Origin of the sequence: Caballeronia sp. AZ10_KS36, assembly GCF_023631105.1 — a bacterium.
Classification (GTDB): Bacteria; Pseudomonadota; Gammaproteobacteria; order Burkholderiales; family Burkholderiaceae; genus Caballeronia.
Window position 1 is genome coordinate 260,164 of record NZ_JALQDQ010000025.1, and the last position, 20,454, is coordinate 280,617.

The 20,454-nt window shown below is 66.4% G+C and carries 22 protein-coding genes; 13 read left to right on the forward strand and 9 right to left on the reverse strand.

All coding sequences use genetic code 11. From position 1 onward, the window contains the following. Genes NCR35_RS16600 through NCR35_RS16610 form a run of 3 tightly spaced genes read left to right on the forward strand, consistent with a single transcriptional unit; the run spans position 1 to position 3,369 of the window. Positions 1-1,146 carry an HPP family protein gene (locus NCR35_RS16600; RefSeq protein WP_250535213.1) on the forward strand — a complete coding sequence of 382 codons (1,146 nt, stop codon included), beginning with the start codon at positions 1-3 and terminating at the stop codon, positions 1,144-1,146. A gap of 7 nt (positions 1,147-1,153) precedes the next feature. Then, positions 1,154-1,564 carry a MarR family winged helix-turn-helix transcriptional regulator gene (locus NCR35_RS16605; RefSeq protein WP_250535214.1) on the forward strand — a complete coding sequence of 137 codons (411 nt, stop codon included), beginning with the start codon at positions 1,154-1,156 and terminating at the stop codon, positions 1,562-1,564. 29 nt (positions 1,565-1,593) lie between these two features. Further along, on the forward strand, positions 1,594-3,369 hold the full coding sequence (locus NCR35_RS16610; RefSeq protein ID WP_250535215.1) for a chloride channel protein: 1,776 nt from the start codon (positions 1,594-1,596) through the stop codon (positions 3,367-3,369). On the opposite strand, the gene NCR35_RS16615 is transcribed toward NCR35_RS16610, so the two are convergent. Next, positions 3,348-4,613, reverse strand: a complete 1,266-nt coding sequence (locus NCR35_RS16615; protein ID WP_250535216.1) for a glycosyltransferase family 9 protein — start codon at positions 4,611-4,613, stop codon at positions 3,348-3,350. The two genes, NCR35_RS16610 and NCR35_RS16615, sit on opposite strands and share 22 nt — an antisense overlap. Positions 4,614-4,817: 204 nt before the next feature. Between NCR35_RS16615 and NCR35_RS16620 the strand changes: the two genes are divergently transcribed. The 7 genes from NCR35_RS16620 (at position 4,818) to acuI (ending at position 9,339) form a co-directional block, all read left to right on the forward strand. Next, positions 4,818-5,387, forward strand: a complete 570-nt coding sequence (locus NCR35_RS16620) for a hypothetical protein (protein ID WP_250535217.1) — start codon at positions 4,818-4,820, stop codon at positions 5,385-5,387. 245 nt (positions 5,388-5,632) lie between these two features. After that, a complete protein-coding gene (locus NCR35_RS16625; RefSeq protein ID WP_175941611.1) occupies positions 5,633-5,992 on the forward strand; it encodes a winged helix-turn-helix domain-containing protein in 360 nt (119 codons plus the stop codon). Positions 5,993-6,057: 65 nt separating this feature from the next. Continuing rightward, positions 6,058-7,002 carry an aldo/keto reductase gene (locus tag NCR35_RS16630; protein WP_250535218.1) on the forward strand — a complete coding sequence of 315 codons (945 nt, stop codon included), beginning with the start codon at positions 6,058-6,060 and terminating at the stop codon, positions 7,000-7,002. Positions 7,003-7,026: 24 nt separating this feature from the next. Then, on the forward strand, positions 7,027-7,449 hold the full coding sequence (locus tag NCR35_RS16635) for a DUF1810 domain-containing protein (RefSeq protein ID WP_250535219.1): 423 nt from the start codon (positions 7,027-7,029) through the stop codon (positions 7,447-7,449). 58 nt (positions 7,450-7,507) lie between these two features. Continuing rightward, on the forward strand, positions 7,508-7,723 hold the full coding sequence (locus tag NCR35_RS16640) for a hypervirulence associated TUDOR domain-containing protein (protein ID WP_159833678.1): 216 nt from the start codon (positions 7,508-7,510) through the stop codon (positions 7,721-7,723). A 116-nt stretch (positions 7,724-7,839) separates the two neighbouring features. Next, the gene (locus tag NCR35_RS16645; protein WP_250535220.1) at positions 7,840-8,289 is read left to right on the forward strand and encodes a PRC-barrel domain-containing protein; all 450 of its coding nucleotides are present in this window, start codon (positions 7,840-7,842) and stop codon (positions 8,287-8,289) included. A gap of 66 nt (positions 8,290-8,355) precedes the next feature. Beyond that, complete coding sequence (acuI, locus tag NCR35_RS16650) at positions 8,356-9,339, forward strand: acrylyl-CoA reductase (NADPH) (protein WP_250535221.1); 984 nt, start codon at positions 8,356-8,358, stop codon at positions 9,337-9,339. 314 nt (positions 9,340-9,653) lie between these two features. Here the strand turns inward: acuI and NCR35_RS16655 are convergent, their stop codons facing one another. Then, on the reverse strand, positions 9,654-11,333 hold the full coding sequence (locus tag NCR35_RS16655) for a methyl-accepting chemotaxis protein (RefSeq protein WP_250535222.1): 1,680 nt from the start codon (positions 11,331-11,333) through the stop codon (positions 9,654-9,656). A 200-nt stretch (positions 11,334-11,533) separates the two neighbouring features. On the opposite strand from NCR35_RS16655, the gene NCR35_RS16660 reads away from it, so the two are divergent. Beyond that, complete coding sequence (locus NCR35_RS16660; RefSeq protein ID WP_250535223.1) at positions 11,534-12,799, forward strand: aminotransferase class V-fold PLP-dependent enzyme; 1,266 nt, start codon at positions 11,534-11,536, stop codon at positions 12,797-12,799. 182 nt (positions 12,800-12,981) lie between these two features. Here the strand turns inward: NCR35_RS16660 and NCR35_RS16665 are convergent, their stop codons facing one another. Continuing rightward, positions 12,982-13,908, reverse strand: coding sequence for an NAD-dependent protein deacetylase (locus tag NCR35_RS16665; RefSeq protein ID WP_350029212.1), 927 nt, complete (start codon positions 13,906-13,908; stop codon positions 12,982-12,984). Positions 13,909-14,010: 102 nt separating this feature from the next. Between NCR35_RS16665 and NCR35_RS16670 the strand changes: the two genes are divergently transcribed. Beyond that, complete coding sequence (locus NCR35_RS16670) at positions 14,011-15,021, forward strand: zinc-binding alcohol dehydrogenase family protein (protein ID WP_250535225.1); 1,011 nt, start codon at positions 14,011-14,013, stop codon at positions 15,019-15,021. 550 nt (positions 15,022-15,571) lie between these two features. Here the strand turns inward: NCR35_RS16670 and NCR35_RS16675 are convergent. The 3 genes from NCR35_RS16675 to NCR35_RS16685 form a co-directional block, all read right to left on the reverse strand. Further along, positions 15,572-15,973 (reverse strand): GFA family protein, encoded by a 402-nt coding sequence (locus tag NCR35_RS16675; protein ID WP_250535226.1) that lies wholly within the window; start codon positions 15,971-15,973, stop codon positions 15,572-15,574. A gap of 65 nt (positions 15,974-16,038) precedes the next feature. Next, on the reverse strand, positions 16,039-16,617 hold the full coding sequence (locus tag NCR35_RS16680) for a hypothetical protein (RefSeq protein ID WP_250535227.1): 579 nt from the start codon (positions 16,615-16,617) through the stop codon (positions 16,039-16,041). 184 nt (positions 16,618-16,801) lie between these two features. Continuing rightward, on the reverse strand, positions 16,802-17,431 hold the full coding sequence (locus NCR35_RS16685) for an OmpW/AlkL family protein (protein ID WP_250535228.1): 630 nt from the start codon (positions 17,429-17,431) through the stop codon (positions 16,802-16,804). 183 nt (positions 17,432-17,614) lie between these two features. On the opposite strand from NCR35_RS16685, the gene NCR35_RS16690 reads away from it, so the two are divergent. Further along, the gene (locus NCR35_RS16690) at positions 17,615-17,959 is read left to right on the forward strand and encodes a hypothetical protein (protein ID WP_250535229.1); all 345 of its coding nucleotides are present in this window, start codon (positions 17,615-17,617) and stop codon (positions 17,957-17,959) included. 24 nt (positions 17,960-17,983) lie between these two features. Here the strand turns inward: NCR35_RS16690 and NCR35_RS16695 are convergent, their stop codons facing one another. The 3 genes from NCR35_RS16695 to NCR35_RS16705 form a co-directional block, all read right to left on the reverse strand. Continuing rightward, the gene (locus tag NCR35_RS16695) at positions 17,984-18,490 is read right to left on the reverse strand and encodes a hypothetical protein (protein ID WP_250535230.1); all 507 of its coding nucleotides are present in this window, start codon (positions 18,488-18,490) and stop codon (positions 17,984-17,986) included. Between the two features lie 113 nt (positions 18,491-18,603). Then, complete coding sequence (locus NCR35_RS16700) at positions 18,604-19,314, reverse strand: extensin-like domain-containing protein (RefSeq protein WP_250535231.1); 711 nt, start codon at positions 19,312-19,314, stop codon at positions 18,604-18,606. 30 nt (positions 19,315-19,344) lie between these two features. Continuing rightward, a complete protein-coding gene (locus NCR35_RS16705; RefSeq protein WP_250535232.1) occupies positions 19,345-20,406 on the reverse strand; it encodes an NAD(P)/FAD-dependent oxidoreductase in 1,062 nt (353 codons plus the stop codon). Positions 20,407-20,454 lie beyond the last annotated feature (48 nt).

Below are 20,454 nucleotides of genomic sequence, written 5' to 3' on the forward strand. Positions count from 1 at the left end.
GTGTCGCGCACCGTCCTCTTACGCTGGTTACATGGCTTCCTCCCCGCTCCCGTCACGCTCAGATGGACCGAACGGCTGCGCGCGGGCGCGGGCGCGCTCATCGGCATTGCGCTGACGGGCGGCATCGCGCGCCTGCTCGTCGGCGATACCTCGGCGATTCCGTTTCTGATCGCGCCGATGGGCGCTTCCGCCGTGCTGCTCTTCGCCGTGCCCGCGAGTCCGCTCGCCCAACCGTGGTCGATCATCGGCGGTAATCTCGTGTCGGCGATCGTCGGCGTGACGTGCGCCGCGCTGATCCACGATCCCGTCGATGCCGCCGCGCTCGCCATCGCGCTCGCCATCTGCGGGATGTTCGCGCTGCGCTGCGTGCATCCGCCTTCGGGCGCGGTGGCGCTGACCGCGGTGCTCGGCGGCCCGTCGATCCACGCGCTCGGCTACGGCTTCGTGCTCGCGCCGGTGGCCATCCAGTCGGCGGCGCTGCTGTGCTCGGCCATCGTCTATCACGCGCTGACGGGGCACCGTTATCCGCACGTCGCGCAGGCGTCGCCGAAAGCGCCGGACGGCGCGGCCTTCACGCGCGCCGATCTCGAAGCCGTGCTCGCGCGCCGCAGCGAAATGCTCGACGTCGATCCGGACGATCTCGAAGCGCTGCTGCGCGAAACGCAGTTGCAGGCTTACGCGCGCCGCTTCACCGAATTCCGTTGCGCGGACATCATGTCGCGCGGCGTGGTGTCCGTGACGCCCGACACCACGGTCGACGAGGCGCTCGCGCTGCTCGCCCGGCATCGCGTGAAGGCGCTGCCCGTGATCGACATGACGCGGCGCGTGCGCGGCATCGTCACGCGAGCGGACCTCGCGCCCGCGCACCGGTCCGCGCCGCGCGATGCGTTCGCGCGGGCGGTCGAGCGCATCATGCGCGGCCCGTCGCAAGCGCCGGCGCGCGTCGGCTCGCTGATGACCACCGATGTCTGCACGGTCGACTCGCGCACGCCCATTGCGGAACTCGTGCCGATGTTCGCCGACTTCGGGCACCACCACATTCCGGTGATCGACAACAACGAGCGCCTGCTCGGCATGATCACCGAAACCGATCTGATCTCGGGCCTGTATCGCCAGAGCTTCGCGAGCGAGCGCAAGAGCGCCTGAATAAACGATGAAATCCGCACGCACCCTCACCAAGCCGGACTTCGAGCAGCTTTCCGAATTCCGCTATCAGATGCGCCGCTTCGAGCGTTTTTCCGAGCGCGCCGCGCAAGAAGAAGGCATCACGCCGCTGCAATATCTGCTGCTTCTGCATATCAAAGGCTTTCCGGGCCGCGCGTGGGCGACGGTCGGCGAACTGGCCGAGCGATTGCAGTCGCATCATCACGGCGTCGTGGCGCTCGTCACGCGCTGCGAAGCGCTCGGGCTCGTGCGGCGCGAGCAGAGCGCGGAGGATCGGCGGCAAGTGCAAGTGCATCTCGAAGCGCGCGGCGAGCAGGTGCTCGCGCGCCTCGCGGCGCTGCATCGCGCGGAGCTGAAATCGCTCGACGGCGCGTTCCGCGTCCCGCAAATCGATCTTTGAGTCTCGCGGAGTCTTCTGGAGTGACGGGCATGAATCATCATAAGCGCGACTTTTCCGTGAACGACCGGCTGCTGCGCATCTGCGGGCTCGCGGCGGTCATCGGCGGCATCAGCACGCTCGCGGCGGTCGTGCTGCTCGCGCTCATTCATCTCTTCACGAATCTGTTTTTCTTTCAGACGTTCTCCATCGAGGACCGGTCGCCCGCGCTCAATACGCTGGGGCCGTGGGTCATCGTGATCCCGGTGATCGGCGGGCTGATCGTCGGGCTGATGGCGCGCTTCGGCTCCGAGAAGATTCGCGGCCACGGCATTCCCGAAGCGATCGAAGCGATTCTCTTCGGCAAGAGCCGCATGTCGCCGAAGGTGGCGGTGCTGAAGCCGCTGTCCTCGGGCATCGTGATCGGCAGCGGCGGGCCGTTCGGCGCGGAAGGCCCGATCATCATGACGGGCGGCGCGCTCGGCTCGCTGATCGCGCAGTGCATCGACGTGACGGCCGCCGAGCGCAAGACGCTGCTCGTGGCGGGCGCGGCGGCGGGCATGACCGCCGTGTTCGGCACGCCGGTCGCGGCCGTCCTGCTTGCCGTGGAACTGCTGCTCTTCGAATGGCGGCCGCGCAGTTTTCTGCCCGTGGCGCTCGCATGCGCCGTGGCCGGCTTCGCGCGGGCGTTCGTGTTCGGCACCGGCGCGCTTTTCCCGATGCAGACGCAGCCGCCGCAGATGATCTCGCTGCTGTCGTGCCTCGTCGCGGGGCTGTTGTCGGGCGTGCTCGCGTCGGGATTGTCGGCGGCGCTCTACAAGCTCGAAGATGCGTTCGGCAAGCTCCCGCTGCATTGGATGTGGTGGCCGGCGATCGGCGGCGTCGTGGTCGGCATCGGCGGATATCTGGAGCCGCGCGCGCTGGGCGTCGGCTATGACGTGATCGGCGATCTGCTGCATCAACACCTCGCCATCCAGGTGGCGCTCGCGATTCTGGCCGTGAAGGCGGTGATCTGGGTCGTGGCGCTCGCGTCCGGCACGTCGGGCGGCGTGCTCGCGCCGCTCTTGATGCTCGGCGCGGGCCTCGGCACCGTGCTCGGCGCGGTCCTGCCGGGCCACGACACCGCGCTCTGGCCGCTCATCTGCATGGCCGCGACGCTCGGCGCGACACTCGGCGCGCCGCTCACCGCCATCGTCTTCGCGTTCGGCCTCACGCACGACAGCAATGCGCTCCTGCCGCTGCTGGCGGCCACGCTCGTCGCGCACGGCTTCGCCACCGTGGTGATGCGCCGCTCGATCATGACGGAGAAGATCGCCCGGCGCGGCTATCACATCTATCGCGAATACGGGGTGGATCCGCTTGAGCGTCACCACGTCGACGAAGTGATGACGCTCGACGTGAACACCATCGACGCCGCGACGCCGCTCGCCGACGTCCTCGCGCGGCATTTCGGGCCGCAGCAGGCGCACCGCGCGTATCCGGTGGTGCGCGACGGCGCGCTCGTCGGCATGCTGGATCGCGCGGCATTGGCCGCGCTCGGCGAGGCGTCGCAGGCGGGCGCCGTTACGGTCGGCGACGCGCTCGCGCAGAAGAACGAAGCTGCGCCCGCCGTCGCGCTGCCCGGCGAACCGTGTCGTCTAGCGGCCACGCGCCTCGCCGTGCATGACCTGGAACGCCTGGCGGTCGTGGCGGACAAGCAGTCGATGCGGCTCGTCGGCATCGTCTCGCGCAGCGATCTCGTGAAGCCGGCGCGCGCACATTTCGACGAAGAGCACCGACGCGAACGCTTCCGCGGCTTTCGGCGCGCTCAGGCGTTGCGCAAGCCGTAAGCCTTTTTCGATGGAGCGAAGCGGTTCAGAGCCGCGCGCAGTTCCGCGAGCGGATGCGACCAGTCGCCGAGTTGCGTCTGTCGATAGAGACGCATCGACGGATACCACGGCGTGAAGCGTGCGCAGTCGTACCAGCGGCAATCGCAGGCCTGCGCAAGCAGCACCCACACCGGGCGATTCAGCGCGGCGGCGAGATGCGCCGGACCGCTATCGACCGAAATGATCAGATCGAGCGCCTCGAACGCGCGGGCGGTCGCGCCGAAGGTGTGCAGATACGGCGCCATGTCGACGACGCCGTGCGCCTGCATCAGCGCGCGCTCGGCCTCGCCGGGTTCGCCCACTTGCAGCGAGTAGAAACGGCACGTCGTATCGGCGAGCAGGCTGGCGAGGTCGCCCGGCTGCATCGAACGATACGGCTCGTGGCGCGCACTGCTCGCGCTGCGCCAGATCAGCCCGACTTTCGGGCGCGGGCCGTCCGCGTGCAAGAGCGCGTTCGCCTCGGGCGGCAGGTCCTTGGCAGCATCGAGGCCGATCAGCGCCGACGGATCGGCTTGCGGCGCGTAAGGCGAAGGCTGATAGCGCGCCCACAAATGGAACACGGTGGCGGCGCGGTGGCAGCGTTGCGCTTCCACCGTGCGCGCTTCGACCGTCGGAACCGACAGGCGCACGCCCTCTCTCGGCCGCACGGCGTCGCGCCAGAAGTCGAACATCTCGATGACCACCTCGCGCGCGCCTTCGCGCAACAGAGCATCGACATAGCGCGAGAAGAGCACGAAATCGCCGAAACCGCCTTCCACGAGCAAAAGAATCGACTTGCCGGCGACGGGCTCGTCCATGCCCAGCATCTTCGGCTTGAGCCGCTCGATCCACGGCCTGTCGCCGCAGAACAAGGTGTCGAGGAGCGCTTCCGCGCGCCCGGTGTCGCGATTCGCGCGGTGCAGTTCGTGCGCCTCGTGATAGTTGCCGCGGCTCAACAGAACCATGATCAGCTCTTCGGTAAGCCGGTAACGGAACACGTCCGACATCGGGTAGTGAAGGCCGCGCCTCAGCCACGCTTCCGCTTCGGCGAACAGGCCGAGATAGCTCATGTCGACGCCCATCTGTCCCGCCCACACGCCGCCGGCATCAGGCTGCGACGCGATCTCGCGCAGCATGGCTTGCGCTTCGGGCGCCCGCCCTGCCATGCGCAACGCGCGAACGCTGTCGATGTTGACCGGAAGTTGGGCGTCGGATTGAACGTGCATTTTCTGAAGGAGAGCCAATGACAGCGCACGATGCCAGATCGACTGCTTCTTTCACTGTAATAAAAGGTGCCGACCTGAATGATAGGCACGTTGATGTGAAATTCGATCAATAAAATAACGCTGCTTATTTGCGATTTGCGCGGGTTCAGCCGCGCCGCGAGTCAAAGGCTTCACGCTCGCGCCGCTTTACCGTTACCACGTCTCATGGACTATCTTCGTCAACGCCTTCCGATTATCGCGGGCACGGCCGCGCTCTTTCTCATCACGCTTGTCGCGAATGAATTACTGTTTCCGCATTCCGAGTACGTGCCCGGCGCTAACTGGATTTATCTGCCCGCGGGCATGCGCTTGCTGTGTACGCTGTTGTTCGGGGAAGCCGGCGCAATCGGCATGCTGTGCGCTGCCTGGGTCAGTTGCGTTTTTCTGTATTTCCCGCACGATCCGGTGCGGTCGCTTTTCTACGGGACCATTTCGGCGCTCGCGCCTTATCTCATCTATCTGTTCGCGACCGGCGCGCTCGGATTGCGCACGTCCTTATCGAATCTGACGGCGAAGCGCCTTCTTCTGCTGATCCTGCTGTATTCGATTGCCAGTCCCGCACTGCATCAGATCTGGCTCGCCATGCACGGCGAAGCCGCGGGCGCGGGCAAGCGCTTCGTGGTCATGGTGGTGGGAGATTTGTCCGGCAGTCTGATCGTGATTTATGCAATCAAACTGGCGTTATGGGTGATGGTGACACTCGCGCCGTTGCGGCGGCGGTTGGGCGACTCGTGAACCGGCCGAGGATGACGCCGCCCGGCTTCGATGCCAGGCGGCGCCTATTTCACTGCTTTTCTCATCTCTCTCAGGTTCTCGCGTAGCAATCAGCCATATTCAGCGATTCATTGCCAACTCGATTATTTCGCATCATAGCAGTTGCTTATCAGCTTGATAAGTTTTTTTGTGGCGGAGCGCCGGACGCAGACAAGTATGATTCACTGCACTACGATTTCAAATTCCCTCGGTGCTGGAGCAAGCGCATGACCATGACGAAGAAACCGCTCGTCGACGCTTACTTTCGCTTTCTGAATCTTGCCCAAGCCGTACAGGCGCTGCCGTCCGTGCCGAAGCTCGACGCCGCCGAGGAGCGCCTTCTCGAAGCGCTGACGGCGGCCTGGCATGCGGGCCGCACACTGACGGTCACGGAAACGATGGCGCTGTCGGTCGCCGGCGCGCCCGCCACCGTGCACCGCAAGCTCACGCGCCTCAAACAGCAAGGTCTCGTCACGCTGGATGAAACCGGCGCGGACTTGCGCACGAAATCGGTGGTGCCGACCGCCAAGGCGCTCGCCTACTTCGAAAAGCTCGCCGCGTGTCTGGAGGAAGCGAGAAAGAAGTAGCGCGCGGGTCCACGCCGCGCGGTTTATTCTGTGGCACCTGCACAACGAAAGCGGGAGTCATAGCCATGAAGCCTCGCGACACGCGCCGCCCGCCCGCCCGGCGCGATTTCCTGCGCGCGACTGCGACTGCGGCCGCCGCGCTCGCCCTGCCCGCCGCTCGCGCATTCGCCGCGGACGCGGCCATCGAGCCGATTCACAAGCGCCCGATTCCCTCGACGGGCGAAGCGTTGCCCGTCGTCGGATGCGGCACCTGGCGCACCTTCGATGTCGGCAACGACGCCGCCCGCCGCCGCGAACTCGCCGACGTGCTGCGCGTGCTGTTCGCCGCAGGCGGCTCGGTCATCGATTCGTCGCCGATGTACGGCAGCTCCGAAGCCGTCGCCGGCGCGCTGCTCACCGAACTGCACGCGCGCGACAAGGCGTTCATCGCGACCAAGGTCTGGACCGAGGGCCGCGAGGAAGGCATCGCGCAAATGGAGCAGTCGATGCAGCGCCTTGCCGCGCCCCGCATCGACCTGATGCAGATCCACAATCTCCTCGACTGGCGCACGCAGCTTGCCACCCTGCGCGACTGGAAAGCCGCCGGGCGCGTGCGTTATATCGGCATCACGCACTACACGTCGGGCGCGTTCCCGCAGGTCGAAGCCGTGTTGCGCGCCGAGCGCGTCGACTTCGTGCAGATCAATTACGCCGCCAACGACCGCGACGCCGAAGCGCGCCTGCTGCCGCTCGCGGCAGACCGTGGCGTCGCGGTGATCGTCAATCAGCCGTTCGGCGGCGGGTCGCTGCTGGCCGAACTGCGCGGCAAGCCGCTGCCGCCATTCGCGGCGGAACTGGGCTGCGCGAGCTGGGCACAGCTTCTGCTGAAATTCGTGCTGGGCAATCCGGCGGTCACGTGCGTCATTCCGGGCACGGGCCGCCGCGAGTACATGATCGACAACGTTCACGCGGGCATCGGCGTCTATCCGGATGCGGCGCTGAAACGACGCATCCAGGAAGCCGTCGCGTGACGTTCAACGGGAGAAAGACGATCGATGGGCGATCCGTTCAACCTGCAACGCTTCGTGAGTGCGCAGGAAAGCGTCATCGATGAAGCGCGCGCCGAGCTCTTGGCTGGCCGCAAACGCACGCATTGGATGTGGTTCGTGTTTCCGCAGATCGCCGGGCTCGGGCACAGCCCGATGGCGCAGCGTTACGCGATTCAGTCGCTTGCCGAGGCGCAGGCGTATCTCGCGCATCCGGTGCTGGGCGCGCGGCTCGTCGAGCTGACGCGCATCGTCAATCGCGTCGAGGGGCGCAGCGTCGAGGACATTTTCGGCTATCCGGACCACATGAAATTCCATTCGTCGATGACGCTTTTCGCGCGCGCCGCGCCCGACGAGCCGATCTTCGACGAAACGCTGCGCCGCCATTTCGACGGCCACCCGGACGAAGCGACGCTCATGCGCCTGCGCTGATTTGGGCGACAGGCATGGCCGTTGCAGCTTGCCCATGTCACCTTCAACGGAGCCCGACATGAGCCGATCGCTGAAAGTCCACGACCACGTGAGCTGGAATACGCCGCAGGGCGAAACCACGGGCCGCGTGGTGCGCGTCATTTCCGAGCGCACCACGCTCGACGGTCACACCGTCAACGCGTCCAAAGACGATCCCCACTACGAGGTCGAAAGCGACAAGAGCGGCAAGCGCGCGGTCCACAAAGGCAATGCGCTCAAGCACATATCGCACTGACGGCTAACGGTGGCGACGCGATTCATGCAAAAGCCCCGGTAAACGGTCAAACTGCTACCGCGCTTTCCATTGCGCTTATTCGCAGAACCGTTTGCCAAATCTTTTGAGGAATCGATATGAACTTGAAACTCGTGGCATCGCTCTTCGCTTCGTCGGCCATCGGCCTTGCTTCCACGCTCGTTTCCACCCCTTCGTTCGCGCAGGTCGCGGGCGCGCAGCCGCTCGGCGTGTCCGTCCAGGTCTCCACCGCGATCATCGACGGATGGAGCGTCAAGAAGTCGATTCTGAACAAGCCTGTCGTCAATGACGAAGGCGCGCGCGTCGGCGTGATCCACGACATCATCGTCGCACCTGACCGTTCGGTCTCGTTCGCGATCATCGCGGCCAATCAGTTCCTCGGCGTGTCGCGCCACGACGTGGCGATTCCGATCGAGCAGATCGACGTGAAGAACGGCAAGCTCGTGCTGCCGGGCGCGACCAAGGACGCCATCAAGGCGCTGCCCGAATTCCAGTACTCGAAGGTGAAGGCGACGCCGGCGCCGCGCGCCGAATTCGAACATCACTGACCTGGTGATTGAATGACGCAGCGGCGCGGTGGCCGCTGCATCCCTCCTACGTTCGACGGAACTCCTATGTTCAACGCGCTGCTGCTCGACAAACAGGACGACCGCACGGTTGCGTCCATTGAGTCAATCGACGAGTCGCGTTTGCCGCCGGGCGACGTGCTCGTGCGCATCGAGTATTCGACACTCAATTACAAGGACGCGCTCGCGATCACGGGCAAGGGACCGGTCGTGCGCACCTTTCCGATGGTGCCCGGCATCGACTTCGCGGGCGTCGTCGAGGAGAGCACGCACGCGGATTACAAGCCGGGCGACCTCGTCGTGATGAACGGCTGGGGCGCGGGCGAGACGCACTGGGGCGGCCTCGCGCAGAAGGCGCGCGTGCCGGCCGGGCATCTGATTCCGCTCGCCGCGGGCATCACGACGCGTCAGGCGATGGCCGTGGGCACGGCCGGCTACACGGCGATGCTCTGCGTGCAGGCGCTGGAGCAGCACGGCGTCGCGCCCGGCGACGGCGACGTGCTCGTGACCGGCGCGAACGGCGGCGTCGGCAGCTTCGCGGTCGCGATTCTTGCGAAGCGCGGCTATCGCGTCTTGGCATCGACGGGCCGGCCCGAGGAAGCGGCGCGGCTTCGCGAACTCGGCGCGGCGGATATCGTCGACAGGCAGACGTTGTCCGCGCCGGGCAAGCCGTTGCAGAAAGAGCGGTTCGCGGCGGCGGTGGATTGCGTCGGCAGCCACACGCTCGCCAACGTCTGCGCGAGCTTGCGATACGGCGGCGCGGTCGCCGCGTGCGGGCTCGCGCAGGGCATGGAATTCCCGGCGACGGTCGCGCCGTTCATTCTGCGCGGCGTCGCGCTGCTCGGCGTGGATAGCGTCTACGTGCCGAGGGAGCGGCGCATCGCGGCGTGGAACGCGATTGCTGCGGACGTGCCTGTCGAGACGATGGAGCGCGTCGCGAGCACGATTTCGCTCGCCGATACGCCGGAAAGCGCGGCGAGTTTGCTGCGCGGTGAGGTCAAGGGGCGGGTCATCGTGGATGTGAATGCGTGAGCGCGGCGGGGGTGTCGACGGCGACTTTCGCCGGTTAGTTCCTCCTGACCATCGAGCGTGACTCGCAATCCGTGCTGCCGACGCCCCCCCGCGATCGAAATATCGCTCGCCGACGCGCCGAATGCGCACGAGCGAGCTTCATTCGTCGTTGCAAACGTGGAGCGCGGCGTGGCGTGGACTGCCAACCGCGTCGCGGACCCGCCGACGCGCCTAACGCGCCTGATGTCTGCTTCGCGGCGAGACCGACCGGCGCGCAATCGTCGATGCGAACGCGGAGCGCACCGCACAGCGACTTGCGACGCGTCAATCCGCGTCTAGAACGTGCTCCACCCGCTGCCATCCGCAGCCACGCTCGCCACTTCCTTGCGCACCGGCGCGGGCCGCGTTGCCTTGCGCGCGACGACCGGCGCAGGCGCCGCAACAGCGGAACCGCCCGCCTCCACGCTGAAAAACGCCATCGCCTCGTTCAGCTTGCGCCCCTGCTCCTCGAGCGCATGCGACGCGGCCGCCGCTTCCTCCACGAGCGACGCGTTCTGCTGCGTCACTTCGTCCATTTGCGTGATGGCCTGATTGATCTGCTCGATGCCGCGTCCCTGCTCCCCCGACGCCGCCGCGATTTCCTCCATGATGTCCGTCACGCGCGCGACAGCCTGCGTGACTTCGCTCATCGTCGAGCCGGCTTCCCCCGCGAGCGCCGAGCCGTCGCGCACCTTGTCGACCGACTCCGCGATCAATTCCTTGATCTCCTTCGCCGCCGTCGCCGACCGCTGCGCCAGGCTGCGCACTTCCGTTGCGACCACCGCGAAGCCGCGTCCCTGCTCGCCCGCGCGGGCCGCCTCGACCGCCGCGTTGAGCGCCAGGATATTCGTCTGAAACGCGATGCCCTCGATCATCCCGGTGATCTCCGCGATGCGGGCCGAGCTGTCGCTGATGCCCTGCATCGTCGACACGACGCGGCCGACGACATCATTGCCCTTGCGCGCGACTTCCGACGCATTCGATGCCAGCGAGCTCGCCTGCTGCGCGTTGTCCGCGTTCTGGCGGACCGTGGACGTCAGCTCTTCCATGCTCGCCGCCGTCTCCTGGAGGGAGGCCGCCTGTTCTTCGGTGCGCTGGCTCAGGTCGGTATTGCCCATCGCGAGTTCCTTCGCCGCACTGCCGACTGCCCCGCCGCTTTCGCGCACGAGGCTGACGGTATCGGTCAGGCGTGCGTTCATGTCGGCAAGCGCGCGCAGCAGATCGCCGGTTTCGTCCTTCGTCTCGGCGACGATCCGGCTGCGCAGATCGCCGCGCGCCACGGTCTGCGCGATCCCGACCGCTTCCGCGATTGGCGCGGTAATGGAGCGCGTCACGGCGATGCCCGCGATCACGGCGAACAGCCCGCCGAACACGCACAGCGCGAGCAAAAGGTTGCGCTGCGTCCGATAGTTCGCCTCGAATTCGCGCACCATTTCGTCGCGGCGCACGTTGGTGTAAGTCGCGTAGTCTTCGGTGGCCTTCACGAGGCGCGCGAGCAACGGGCGGCAATCCTCGTCGAGCTTCACGACGGCCTCGTCGTGACGGCCCGCCAGCGCGAGCCCTTCGATGGCGGTCGCGACCGGCCCGTACAGCGCCTCGACGCGCGTCATCTCGCCGACGAGGCTGCGCGCCTTGTCGCTGGCGTCGCTTGCGGAGGCGAGCATGTCCTGCAACTGCTTGAGGCGCGCCTGCACGTCCGCGTGCGCGCGCTCGACGTCGGCTTTCTCCACTTCGACATCAGCGGGCTTCGTGACCAGCACCAGATTGCGCGCTGCGATGGCGCGGCGGTCCACGGCGGCGCGGACCTGCGCGGCCACGTCGGCGCGCGCGTTGATGCCGTGCACGTAATGCGCGAAGCCGTCGGTCGCCGTTGACAGGGCCCGCAGCGACATGCCCGCGACCAGCACGAGCAGCACGGCGAGCAGTCCGAAGCCGGCAATGAGTTTGTTCTTGATGGTGACGTTGCGGAAGTTCACGCTTGGGCTCTCTCAGGTCCGGAAAATCGTTGTATGCATCGCGCTCACGCTCTTGGCTTGCGTCGCGTCGTGCCTCGGCTTTATTACGGCGCGGCGGGCGCTCGTCTGAAGGGCTGGACCGGCGAATCGTCGATGCTCTGTTCATGGAATATCGGCCGCGCGATGGGCGATACTGACGCCTTTTCTCACCCGATCCGCTCATGACCGATCCGCTCGACATCCGTACGCCCGAATTCGACGCCGCCCTGCGCGCGCTGCCGCCCACGCCCGGCTCGTCCGCCGACGTCGCCGCCGACGAGACGTACTGGAACGCCGTGCGCGGGCTCTACCGGCAGACGGATGCGGTCGTCAATCTGGAGAACGGCTACTGGGGCGCGATGGCCGAGCCGGTGAAGTCGGTGTTCCATCATTGGATCGACCGCCTGAATTACGAAACGACGACGCTCGTGCGCCCGCATTGGGGCGCGATCCACGACGGCCTGCGCGAGCGCGTCGCGGCGGCGATGGGCTGCGGCGTGGAGGAAATTGAGCTGACGCGCAACGCGACGGAGGCGCTGCTCGCGCTCATCAGCGGCTATAACCGCCTGTCGCCGGGCGACACGGTGCTTTACAGCGACCTCGACTACCCGTGCGGCAAGGACGCGATGGAATGGCTGCGCGAGCGGCGCGGCGTGACGCCGGTGCGGATCACGATTCCCGAACCGCGCGCGGGCGAAGATTTCCGCCGCGCGGTCATCGAAACCTACGCCGAAGCACTGCGCGCGCATCCGCGAACGCGGCTCGTGCTGCTCTCGCACGTCTGCTTCGCCACCGGCCTCGTGATGCCGGTCGCGGAACTGTCGGCGCTGGCGAAAGAAGCAGGCGCGGACGTGATCGCCGATGCCGCGCATTCATGGGGCGCGCTCGACTTCGACGTGCCGGCGCTCGACGTGCCATTCGCCGCGCTGAATTTGCACAAGTGGATCGGCGCGCCGCTCGGCTGCGGCGCGATCTACATCCGCCGCGGGCACCTGAGCAGCATCGATCCGTATCTCGGCGACCGCACCTGGCCCGCCGACGACATCCGCTCGCGCGTGCATACCGGCTCGCCGAACTTCGCCGCGTGGCTCACCGTGCCGGCCGCGCTGGAGTTGCACGCGCGCATCGGCGCGCACGCGAAGGAAGCGCGTCTGCGAGCGTTGCGCGATTCGTGGGTGAAACCGGCGCGCGCGCTGCCGGGGGTGCGCATCCTGACGCCGGATGATCCGTCGATGGCGGTCGGCATCACCGCTTTCCGGCTCGACGGTCAAAGCGCCCGGACGACGTGCGATGCGCTGCGCGAGCGCTTCGGCATCTTCACCGTGACGCGGCCCGGCCCCGACGCGGGCGACGTCGTGCGCGTGACGCCCGCGCTCTTCTCGCGGATGTCGGATGCGAAGCGGCTCGCCGACGCGCTCGGCGTTTTGTCGCGCGAGGCAAGAAGCTAGGCAAGCTAGGTAGGCGCGGCCTCGCTGATTGTCAGCGCCCCGGACGGAGCACGACGCTTCCACGTTCGCGCGGGTAGCGAAGGTTCGACATCTTCACCGCAACGCGGCCCGCGCTGTTCTAGCAAAGTTCGGCTGCCGAGCGGCAGGCCCAAGCGCTCAGGGTGTTGTCGAATAAGGCAAGCCTAGGCGGGCGCGGCCTCGCTGCCCGCCGATCGCGCGTCGAGCCGCGCGATCAGTTCGCCCAGCGCCTCGGAGCACGGCGCTTCCACCTTCAGCGCGAGCAGCGCATCGGCGCGCGTCTTGCCGATGTTGATCGCCGCGATCGGCTTGCCGCTTTTCGCGGCCCACTCGCAGAAGCGGTAGCCGGAATAGACCATCAGCGACGAGCCGATGACGAGCATCGCGTCCGCGCCGTCGAGCGCGCTCGCCGCGTCCTGCACGGTCTCGCGCGGCACGCCTTCGCCGAAGAAGACCACGTCCGGTTTGAGCAGCCCGCCGCAACGCGTGCAGCCCGGCACGTCGAACGCGCCGAAGTCCAGGTCTTCGATCAGCGCGTCGCCGTCCGGCACGGCGGGCGCCGTGTAGCCCACGAAGTCGGGATTCGCCGCTTCGAGCAGGCGTTGCACGTCGGCCCGCTCGTGCCGCGCGCCGCAGTCCATGCAGCGCACGCGGCCGATGTTCCCGTGCAGTTCGATCACGTCCGGGTTTCCGGCGCGCGTGTGCAGTCCATCGACGTTCTGCGTCACCAGCCGATGCACGCGCGAGCGCGCCGCGAGTGCCCGCACCGCGTGATGCGCCGCGTTGGGCCGCGCGCTCGCCACCACCGGCCAGCCGATCAGACTGCGCGCCCAATAGCGCCGCCGCGCGTAATCGGAGTCGAGAAAGTCTTTGAGGAGAATCGGCGCGCGGCCGGTACGCTGGCCTTCGCGATCGCGATAACAGGGAATGCCGGACTCGGTGCTGATGCCCGCGCCGGAAAGTACGAAGAGCCGCGGATGCCGCTCGACAAAGTCATGAAGTGAAAGCACGTGCTGTCCTTGGTGCGCAAGAAAACGCGCGGTAGTTGCCGGTGCGGTATCTTGAAAATATAAGGCGAAATGCCCACCGATGCACCGGCCTTACCACTTCGTCGATTTCGGAATTGGCTTGACCAAACGGCGGCGCGCCGATAGATTGATGCGCTGCCCCACCTTACTCGAACGAGAGACACGATGCTGACCGTCATCTGCGAAACCCCCGGCACCCTCAAGGCCGAAGAACGCGCGAAGCCGCAGCGCGCCGAGAACGAAGTGCTGCTGCGCGTAAAGCGCGTCGGCGTGTGCGGCACGGACCTGCACATCTTCACCGGGAATCAGCCGTATCTGTCGTATCCGCGCGTGATGGGCCACGAGTTGTCCGGCGTGATCGAGGAAGCCGACGCCGTCAGCGGCCTCAAAGCGGGCGATACCGTCTATGTGATGCCGTATCTGTCGTGCGGCAAGTGCATCGCGTGCCGTCAGGGCAAGACCAACTGCTGCGTGAACATTCAGGTGCTCGGCGTGCATCGCGACGGCGCGTTCACGGAATATCTGAATCTGCCCGCGCAATTCGTCCATAAGGCCGAAGGCGTCACGCTCGATCAGGCGGCGATGGTCGAATTTCTCGCGATCGGCGCGCATGCCGTGCGCCGCGCCGACGTCCAGCCGGGCCAGCGCGTGCTGGTGGTCGGCACCGGACCGATAGGCATGGCGGCGATCACGTTCTCGCGGCTGCGCGGCGCGAACGTCACCGCGCTCGACACGCGCGAAGACCGCCTCGCGTTCTGCAAGCGCGAACTGAAAGTGAACGCCACCGTGCAGATCGGCGAGCGCGACAAGGAGGAGTTGTCGCAACTGACGAACGGCGAGTTCTTCGACGTGGTGTTCGATGCAACCGGCAATTCGCGCGCGATGGAGCGCGGCTTCGAGTTCATCGCGCATGGCGGCAAGTACGTGCTCGTGTCGATCGTGCCGGACCGCATTTCCTTCGCCGATCCCGAGTTTCACAAGCGCGAGGCGACGCTGCTCGCGAGCCGCAATGCGACGCCCGAGGACTTCGAGACGGTGCTCGCCGCGATGCGCCGAGGCGACGTGCCGACGGATGCGCTCAACACGCATCGCATGGCGCTCAACGATGTGCCCGCGCAGTTTTCATCGTTGCTGGACCCGAAGGCGGGCGTCGTGAAGGCGATCGTGGAGTGTTGAGGCGCTGATCTGGCTGACTGCGCACGTAGCGCGGCCGGTCTGCGCGGTTGCGCCCGCGCTGTGCCAGGCGGGCGTCGTCACATCGAACGGGACGCGTTGCTCTGCTGCTAAAAGCAACCGGCCCTACCGGTCGTGCCGCGCCGTTCGTGCTGAGGCGCATGGCGTCGATTTGATTGTGCTGCGGCGCTGCTACTGAGGCAGTTGCCAACGTAACGCGGGCGGCCTTGGCGTTCGTGCCCGCGCATCTTGGTTGCCGCTGAAGCTCAAGGCGGGCGTCGTCACATCGATCTTGAAGTATTGCCCGCTACTGAGGCGGCGCCGTTTGTACCGAAGCGGACAGCGTCAACTCGATCGTGGCCTGCCGAGCTGCTCCTGAGGTCGGCTGCGCACGTAACGCGGCCGGCCTTGGCGTTCGTGCCCGCGCATCTTCGTTGCCGCTGAGTCTCAAGGCGGCCGTCGTCACATCGATCTTGAAGTATTGCCCGCTACTCAGGGCGCGCCGTTTGCGCTGAAACGGACGGCGTCAACTCGCTTGTGGACTGCCTCGCTGCTATTGAGGCCGGCTGCGCACATAACGCGCCCTGCCCTGAGCATCGTGCCACGGCTCGGCGGTATCGCACCAGATCTCATACTCGGGCGGATACAGCCCAATTTCGTCGAAGATGCCGGTCGGCACTTCGATCTCCGGCACGCCATCGAACGCGAGATAGACCGGCGAACCGCACGCCGGACAGTGATGGCGGCGGCCCGTCGCGGAGCTTTCCCACGCGATGGTGTCGCCGAAAACCTCCACCGCGTCGCGCGCGAAGATCGCGTACACGCCGAACGGCGCGCCGTGGATGCGGCGGCACGTCATGCAGTGGCAGAGATTGACCTCTTTCGGCTCCGCGAACACGCGCACCCGAACCGCGCCGCACGCGCAATGTCCTTCGTGAATGAAATGGCGGCTCATGCATCGCTCCCGGCGTTGCCTGCCTCGCCGCAATCTCGCGACGAAGCTTGAGCGCGCTCAGGCGCTCATCGCACGAAGTATCCGCGGTTTTGCATGCACTCGCCGTACGCGCGCCAGTAGCGGACCATCGGCGGCTCGGGCGGCGGAAGCGGCGGCATCTTCATGTCGCCGCTATAGAGCGCATCCGATGCGCCGCTCGCCGTGCCCGGCATCGCCGGAACACCTGCCACGCCTGTGCCTGCGGCGCCGGACGCGGGCTTCGCCGCCGACGCGCCACGCGGCGCCGATGCGCCCGCGACCACTGCCGCCGATGCCCCGGACGCGGCCACGGCGGCCGATGCCCCCGAAGCCGGCGACGCAGCCGATGCCGCGAGCGCGCCCGATGCGGTCGGCGGCAGCGGCGGTTCGACGGCACGCGGCGGGCTTATCGTGCGCGTGTCGGCTGTGCTCTGTTTCGGCGCCGCCTGCGACTCGCGGGCCATGTTGACCTTCGTCGTCTGATTGGCGTACGCATAGCAGGCGGCGTTGTCCACGGCCTGTTGTCCCGCGCTCTGGCTGCGGCCGGGCAAGGTCATCGGCTGCTGCGCGAGTGCGGGGCAAGAGCCGACGAGCAAGGCGATTCCCGCGAGATGTGAAGGTTTCATTGACTGCGTTCCCCGATGCGGTGTTTTTAGTCGTTGCAGTTCGCTCGCCACCGCGTCGCTCGCGCGTATGGCCGCGAGTCTGCGCCGGGCCTGCTGTCAAGGATACCGCGCCCACGCACCGCGCCACGCCAGAAGCACCGGCATCTTCCGCCAAATTCCGCATCGGGCGCGCCCTGCCGCCGCGTCAGAACTTCATGCCGACGCCCACGCCGAGCACCCATGGATCGATCTTCAGCGACCCCAGATCCGCCCCGCCCGCCGACGCGCTCGTGCGCATCCAGATCTTCTTCACGTCCGCGTTGATGAACACGTTCTTCCCGACGTCCACATCCACGCCCGCCTGCAACGCCGGACCGAAGCTGCTGCGCTTGATGGACACGGGCGTATCGCCGGCCTTCAGCTTGTCGTTGTAGAAGTACGTGTAGTTCAGTCCCGCGCCGACGTACGGCCGCACATGGCCTTGATGGTTGAAGTGATATTGCAGCAGGATCGTGGGCGGGAGCACGCCGACGCCGCCCAGTCCGCCGATGTTCGATGTCACCTGATGCCGCGATGTCGCGAGAATCAGCTCGACGCCGATCTCATCGCGGATCATGTAGGTGAAGTCGAGTTCCGGCACGAGCGCGTTGTTCACATCGACGCCGAGCGAGCCGAGCGTTCCGCCCGCCGACACCTGCGGCTGTATGCTGATCGCCCGCAAGCGCACGAGCACGTCGCCCGCGTGAATGCCGGTCATCGTTTCATCACTGGCATATGCCGTCCCTGCAAAGACAGCCGCGCTTGCCAGCAGCATCGCCCGAAGTTTCGTTCTCATTTTTCGCATTCCCGGTTGAAAGCTCGATTGTCCCGGCGAGCGGCGCGCGTCTCTTTGACGGCGAACAACGGATTTCAGCGTGTGCTTATCCCGCGACGCGACACCTTGCGCATCGACAAGGAAAGCGGCCGGGTCCGCTGCTTGCTTTTAACGAAGCAAAGGACAGAACATTGGGAGAACGAGATGAGACCCACTTTTGGGGCAGCCGCTCGGCTGGCGGCGATGCTGGCAGGTGCGACGTTCGCATTCGCGGCGAACGCGCAGAATCCGACGTCGAGGCCGGAGGGACACCCGAGCGGTCAGCAGGACACGCAGCCGAACCAGACGAAACCGAGCCGGCTCGATAAAGACAGCACGCCCGCCTATCGGGAACAGAACGTCACGCCGCCGGCCGTCGCGGCCGAGAACGCGAGCGGCGTGCTGAGAACGCAGCCGGGCAAGACGTCGGCGGGAAAAGCGCCGCCGCCGAAGCGTCCTAACGGCCTTGGCTTCGATACGGACGCGGGCAGCATGGGCAAGAAGCCCTGATCGTTTGCAATACGCGAGCGGCGGTCACGCCGACTTGTTCGGCCACGGCCACGTGAGATAGCGAGACGGCTTTTGCGTCTCGCTGTTTTGCTTCGGCGCGTCCTCGCGGGCCGCATGCGCGGGCGCCGCGCTTTCGGCCGTCTCGGGCAGGCCCTCGCCGAACCACGGCACATCGCCGCGCCTCTCTTCCACATACGCGCGCCATCCGGTCGCATTGTTCTCGAAGAGATCGTGCTTGACGGTGTTCGCGAGCATCGGACGATTCAGCGATTCGTCGAGCAGCGCCTTCGGCCAAAGGAAGAACGCGCCCGATGCGCGCCGGATGAACTCGCGCGGCGTCATGCGCGCGTCGATGAAACCGAGCAGCGTGAAGCCCGCGAGCGCGTCGTTGCCGCGCACCGCGTCGCAAATGCTCGCGTACTCGTCGGCGCATTGGCTCAGGCAAAACACCGTCTCCAGCACATCGCCGAGATGCAACAGCAAGGCGCGTCGTTCGTAGGGTTCCTGTATCGGGGCCGCTTGATTCGTCATGCGCGCTTTCCTTCCGGTAGGAGATGAAATGCGGACGGCGCGCATCGCATGACGCACGCCGCGTTCATTCCGATTCTAGCGAACCTCACGTTGGAATCCGACTCGCGCGTGCATTAGCGGCAGATGCGATACGGGCCCATGTCGACGTGAAAGTGCGTCTTGTGCAGCGCGTTGTAGTCGGGCCCAAGCGTGGTGTCGAACGAACGGCACGCGCCGTCGTGAATGCGGCGCAGAAACGCGGCATCGGGCGACGCGGTGTCCTCCCAGCGCGCGAGCGTGATGCGCCGGCCGTTCGCGAGCACGAAGCCGGTCAGGTCGATGGCGTTGGCGCTCGCATGCTGACTCAGCCCCGCGTCCTTCTGATGATTCACGTTGCGGCACGCGTAGCTGCCGACATGCTCGATGCGCGTCACGCGCTCGCCGAAAATGTCGATGGCGGCGGGCTGAAGATACTGATGCTCGAAGAACGCGAGGCCGAGCGCGAGCGGACAGGTCGCGAGAAACGGCGCGCTGAAGCGCACGTCGTCCGATTGCGTGACGCGCACGACGTTCGTGAGTTCGCAGCCGCCCGGCCCGGACGTGTCCGCCATCGGCCGATACTGAAGGCCCGATTGCGCGAGCGCGGCATCGCACAGTTGCGGGTCGCGGGTCGTGCGCCAGAGCTTGAAATCGGTCAGCGGGCCGCGCGGCGCGCGCACGTCGAGCGGCGCGAACGGATCGTAGCGTTCCGGCACGGCGATGCGTCGCGTGTACACGCCGTACGCGAGCACCAGCGCCGCGACGAACGCAAGCAGCAACAGCCAGCGGATGATTCGCCCGATCACCCTGCTCTCCGCGTTCCGGCGCGCTTGCCGTCAGCCCGCGGGATGCGAGGCGTCCGTTGCACTGGCCTGCACGCGCTCGGCGAGCTTCGCGTCGTAGCTCGAATGGATGTGCGTGCGCTTCTTGTCCGGATACGCGTATGCATAGGCTTTGCGCAACGCGAGCGACGCTTCGTGAAAGCCCGAGAGAATCAGCTTCTGCTTGTTCGGATAGTTCGCGATATCGCCGACCGCGAAAATGCCCGGCCGCGACGATTCGTAGTTCGACGTATCGACTTCGATGCGCCCGCCGCGCACGTCGAGATTCCAGCCGGCAATCGGCCCGAGATCCGCGACCAGTCCATACAGCACGATGAGCTTGTCCGCCGCGATATCCGTCGTGCCTTCGACATGCTTGATGCGCACGCCGCGCAGCGCGCCATCGGGCGCGTCGAGCGAATCGATCATGCCGACGACGAAGTTCATCGCGCCCGCCTCGACCTTCGCCTTCATCGCCGCGACCGAGGCCGCCGCCGCCGAAAAGCCGTTGCGCCGATGCACGAGCGTGAGCTTGCGCGCGACGCCCGAAAGCGCGTTCGCCCAATCCAGCGCGGAATCGCCGCCGCCCGCGATCACGACCTCGCGGTCCTGAAAATCCGCGATGCGCGCGACGCTGTAGAGCACGTCGCGTCCTTCGAGCGCCGCCGCTTCCGGCAATTGCAAACGCTGCGGCACGAACGCGCCGTTGCCCGCCGCGATCAGAATGGCGGCGACATCGAAGGTCATGCCTTGTTCTGTGCGCACCGTCCAGCGTTGATCTTCACGCTGCTCGACGGACTGCACGCGCTGGTCCAGATGAATCGGCACGTCGAACGGGCGAATCTGCGTGAGGAGCCGGTCGACCAGTTCCCGCGCGGTACACGACGGAATCGCGGGGATGTCGTAGATCGGCTTGTCGGGATACAGCTCGATGCATTGGCCGCCGATACGCCCGAGCGCATCCACGATATGACACGAGAGCCCGAGGACGCCCGCCTCGAATGCGGCGAAAAGGCCCACGGGCCCGGCGCCGATGATCAATACATCCGTCTGAATGGTGCTGCCCGATGCGTTCATGTAGTCGTCTTCCGTTGTGCCGGCTGTCCTGCGTTGCCAGCATTCAAC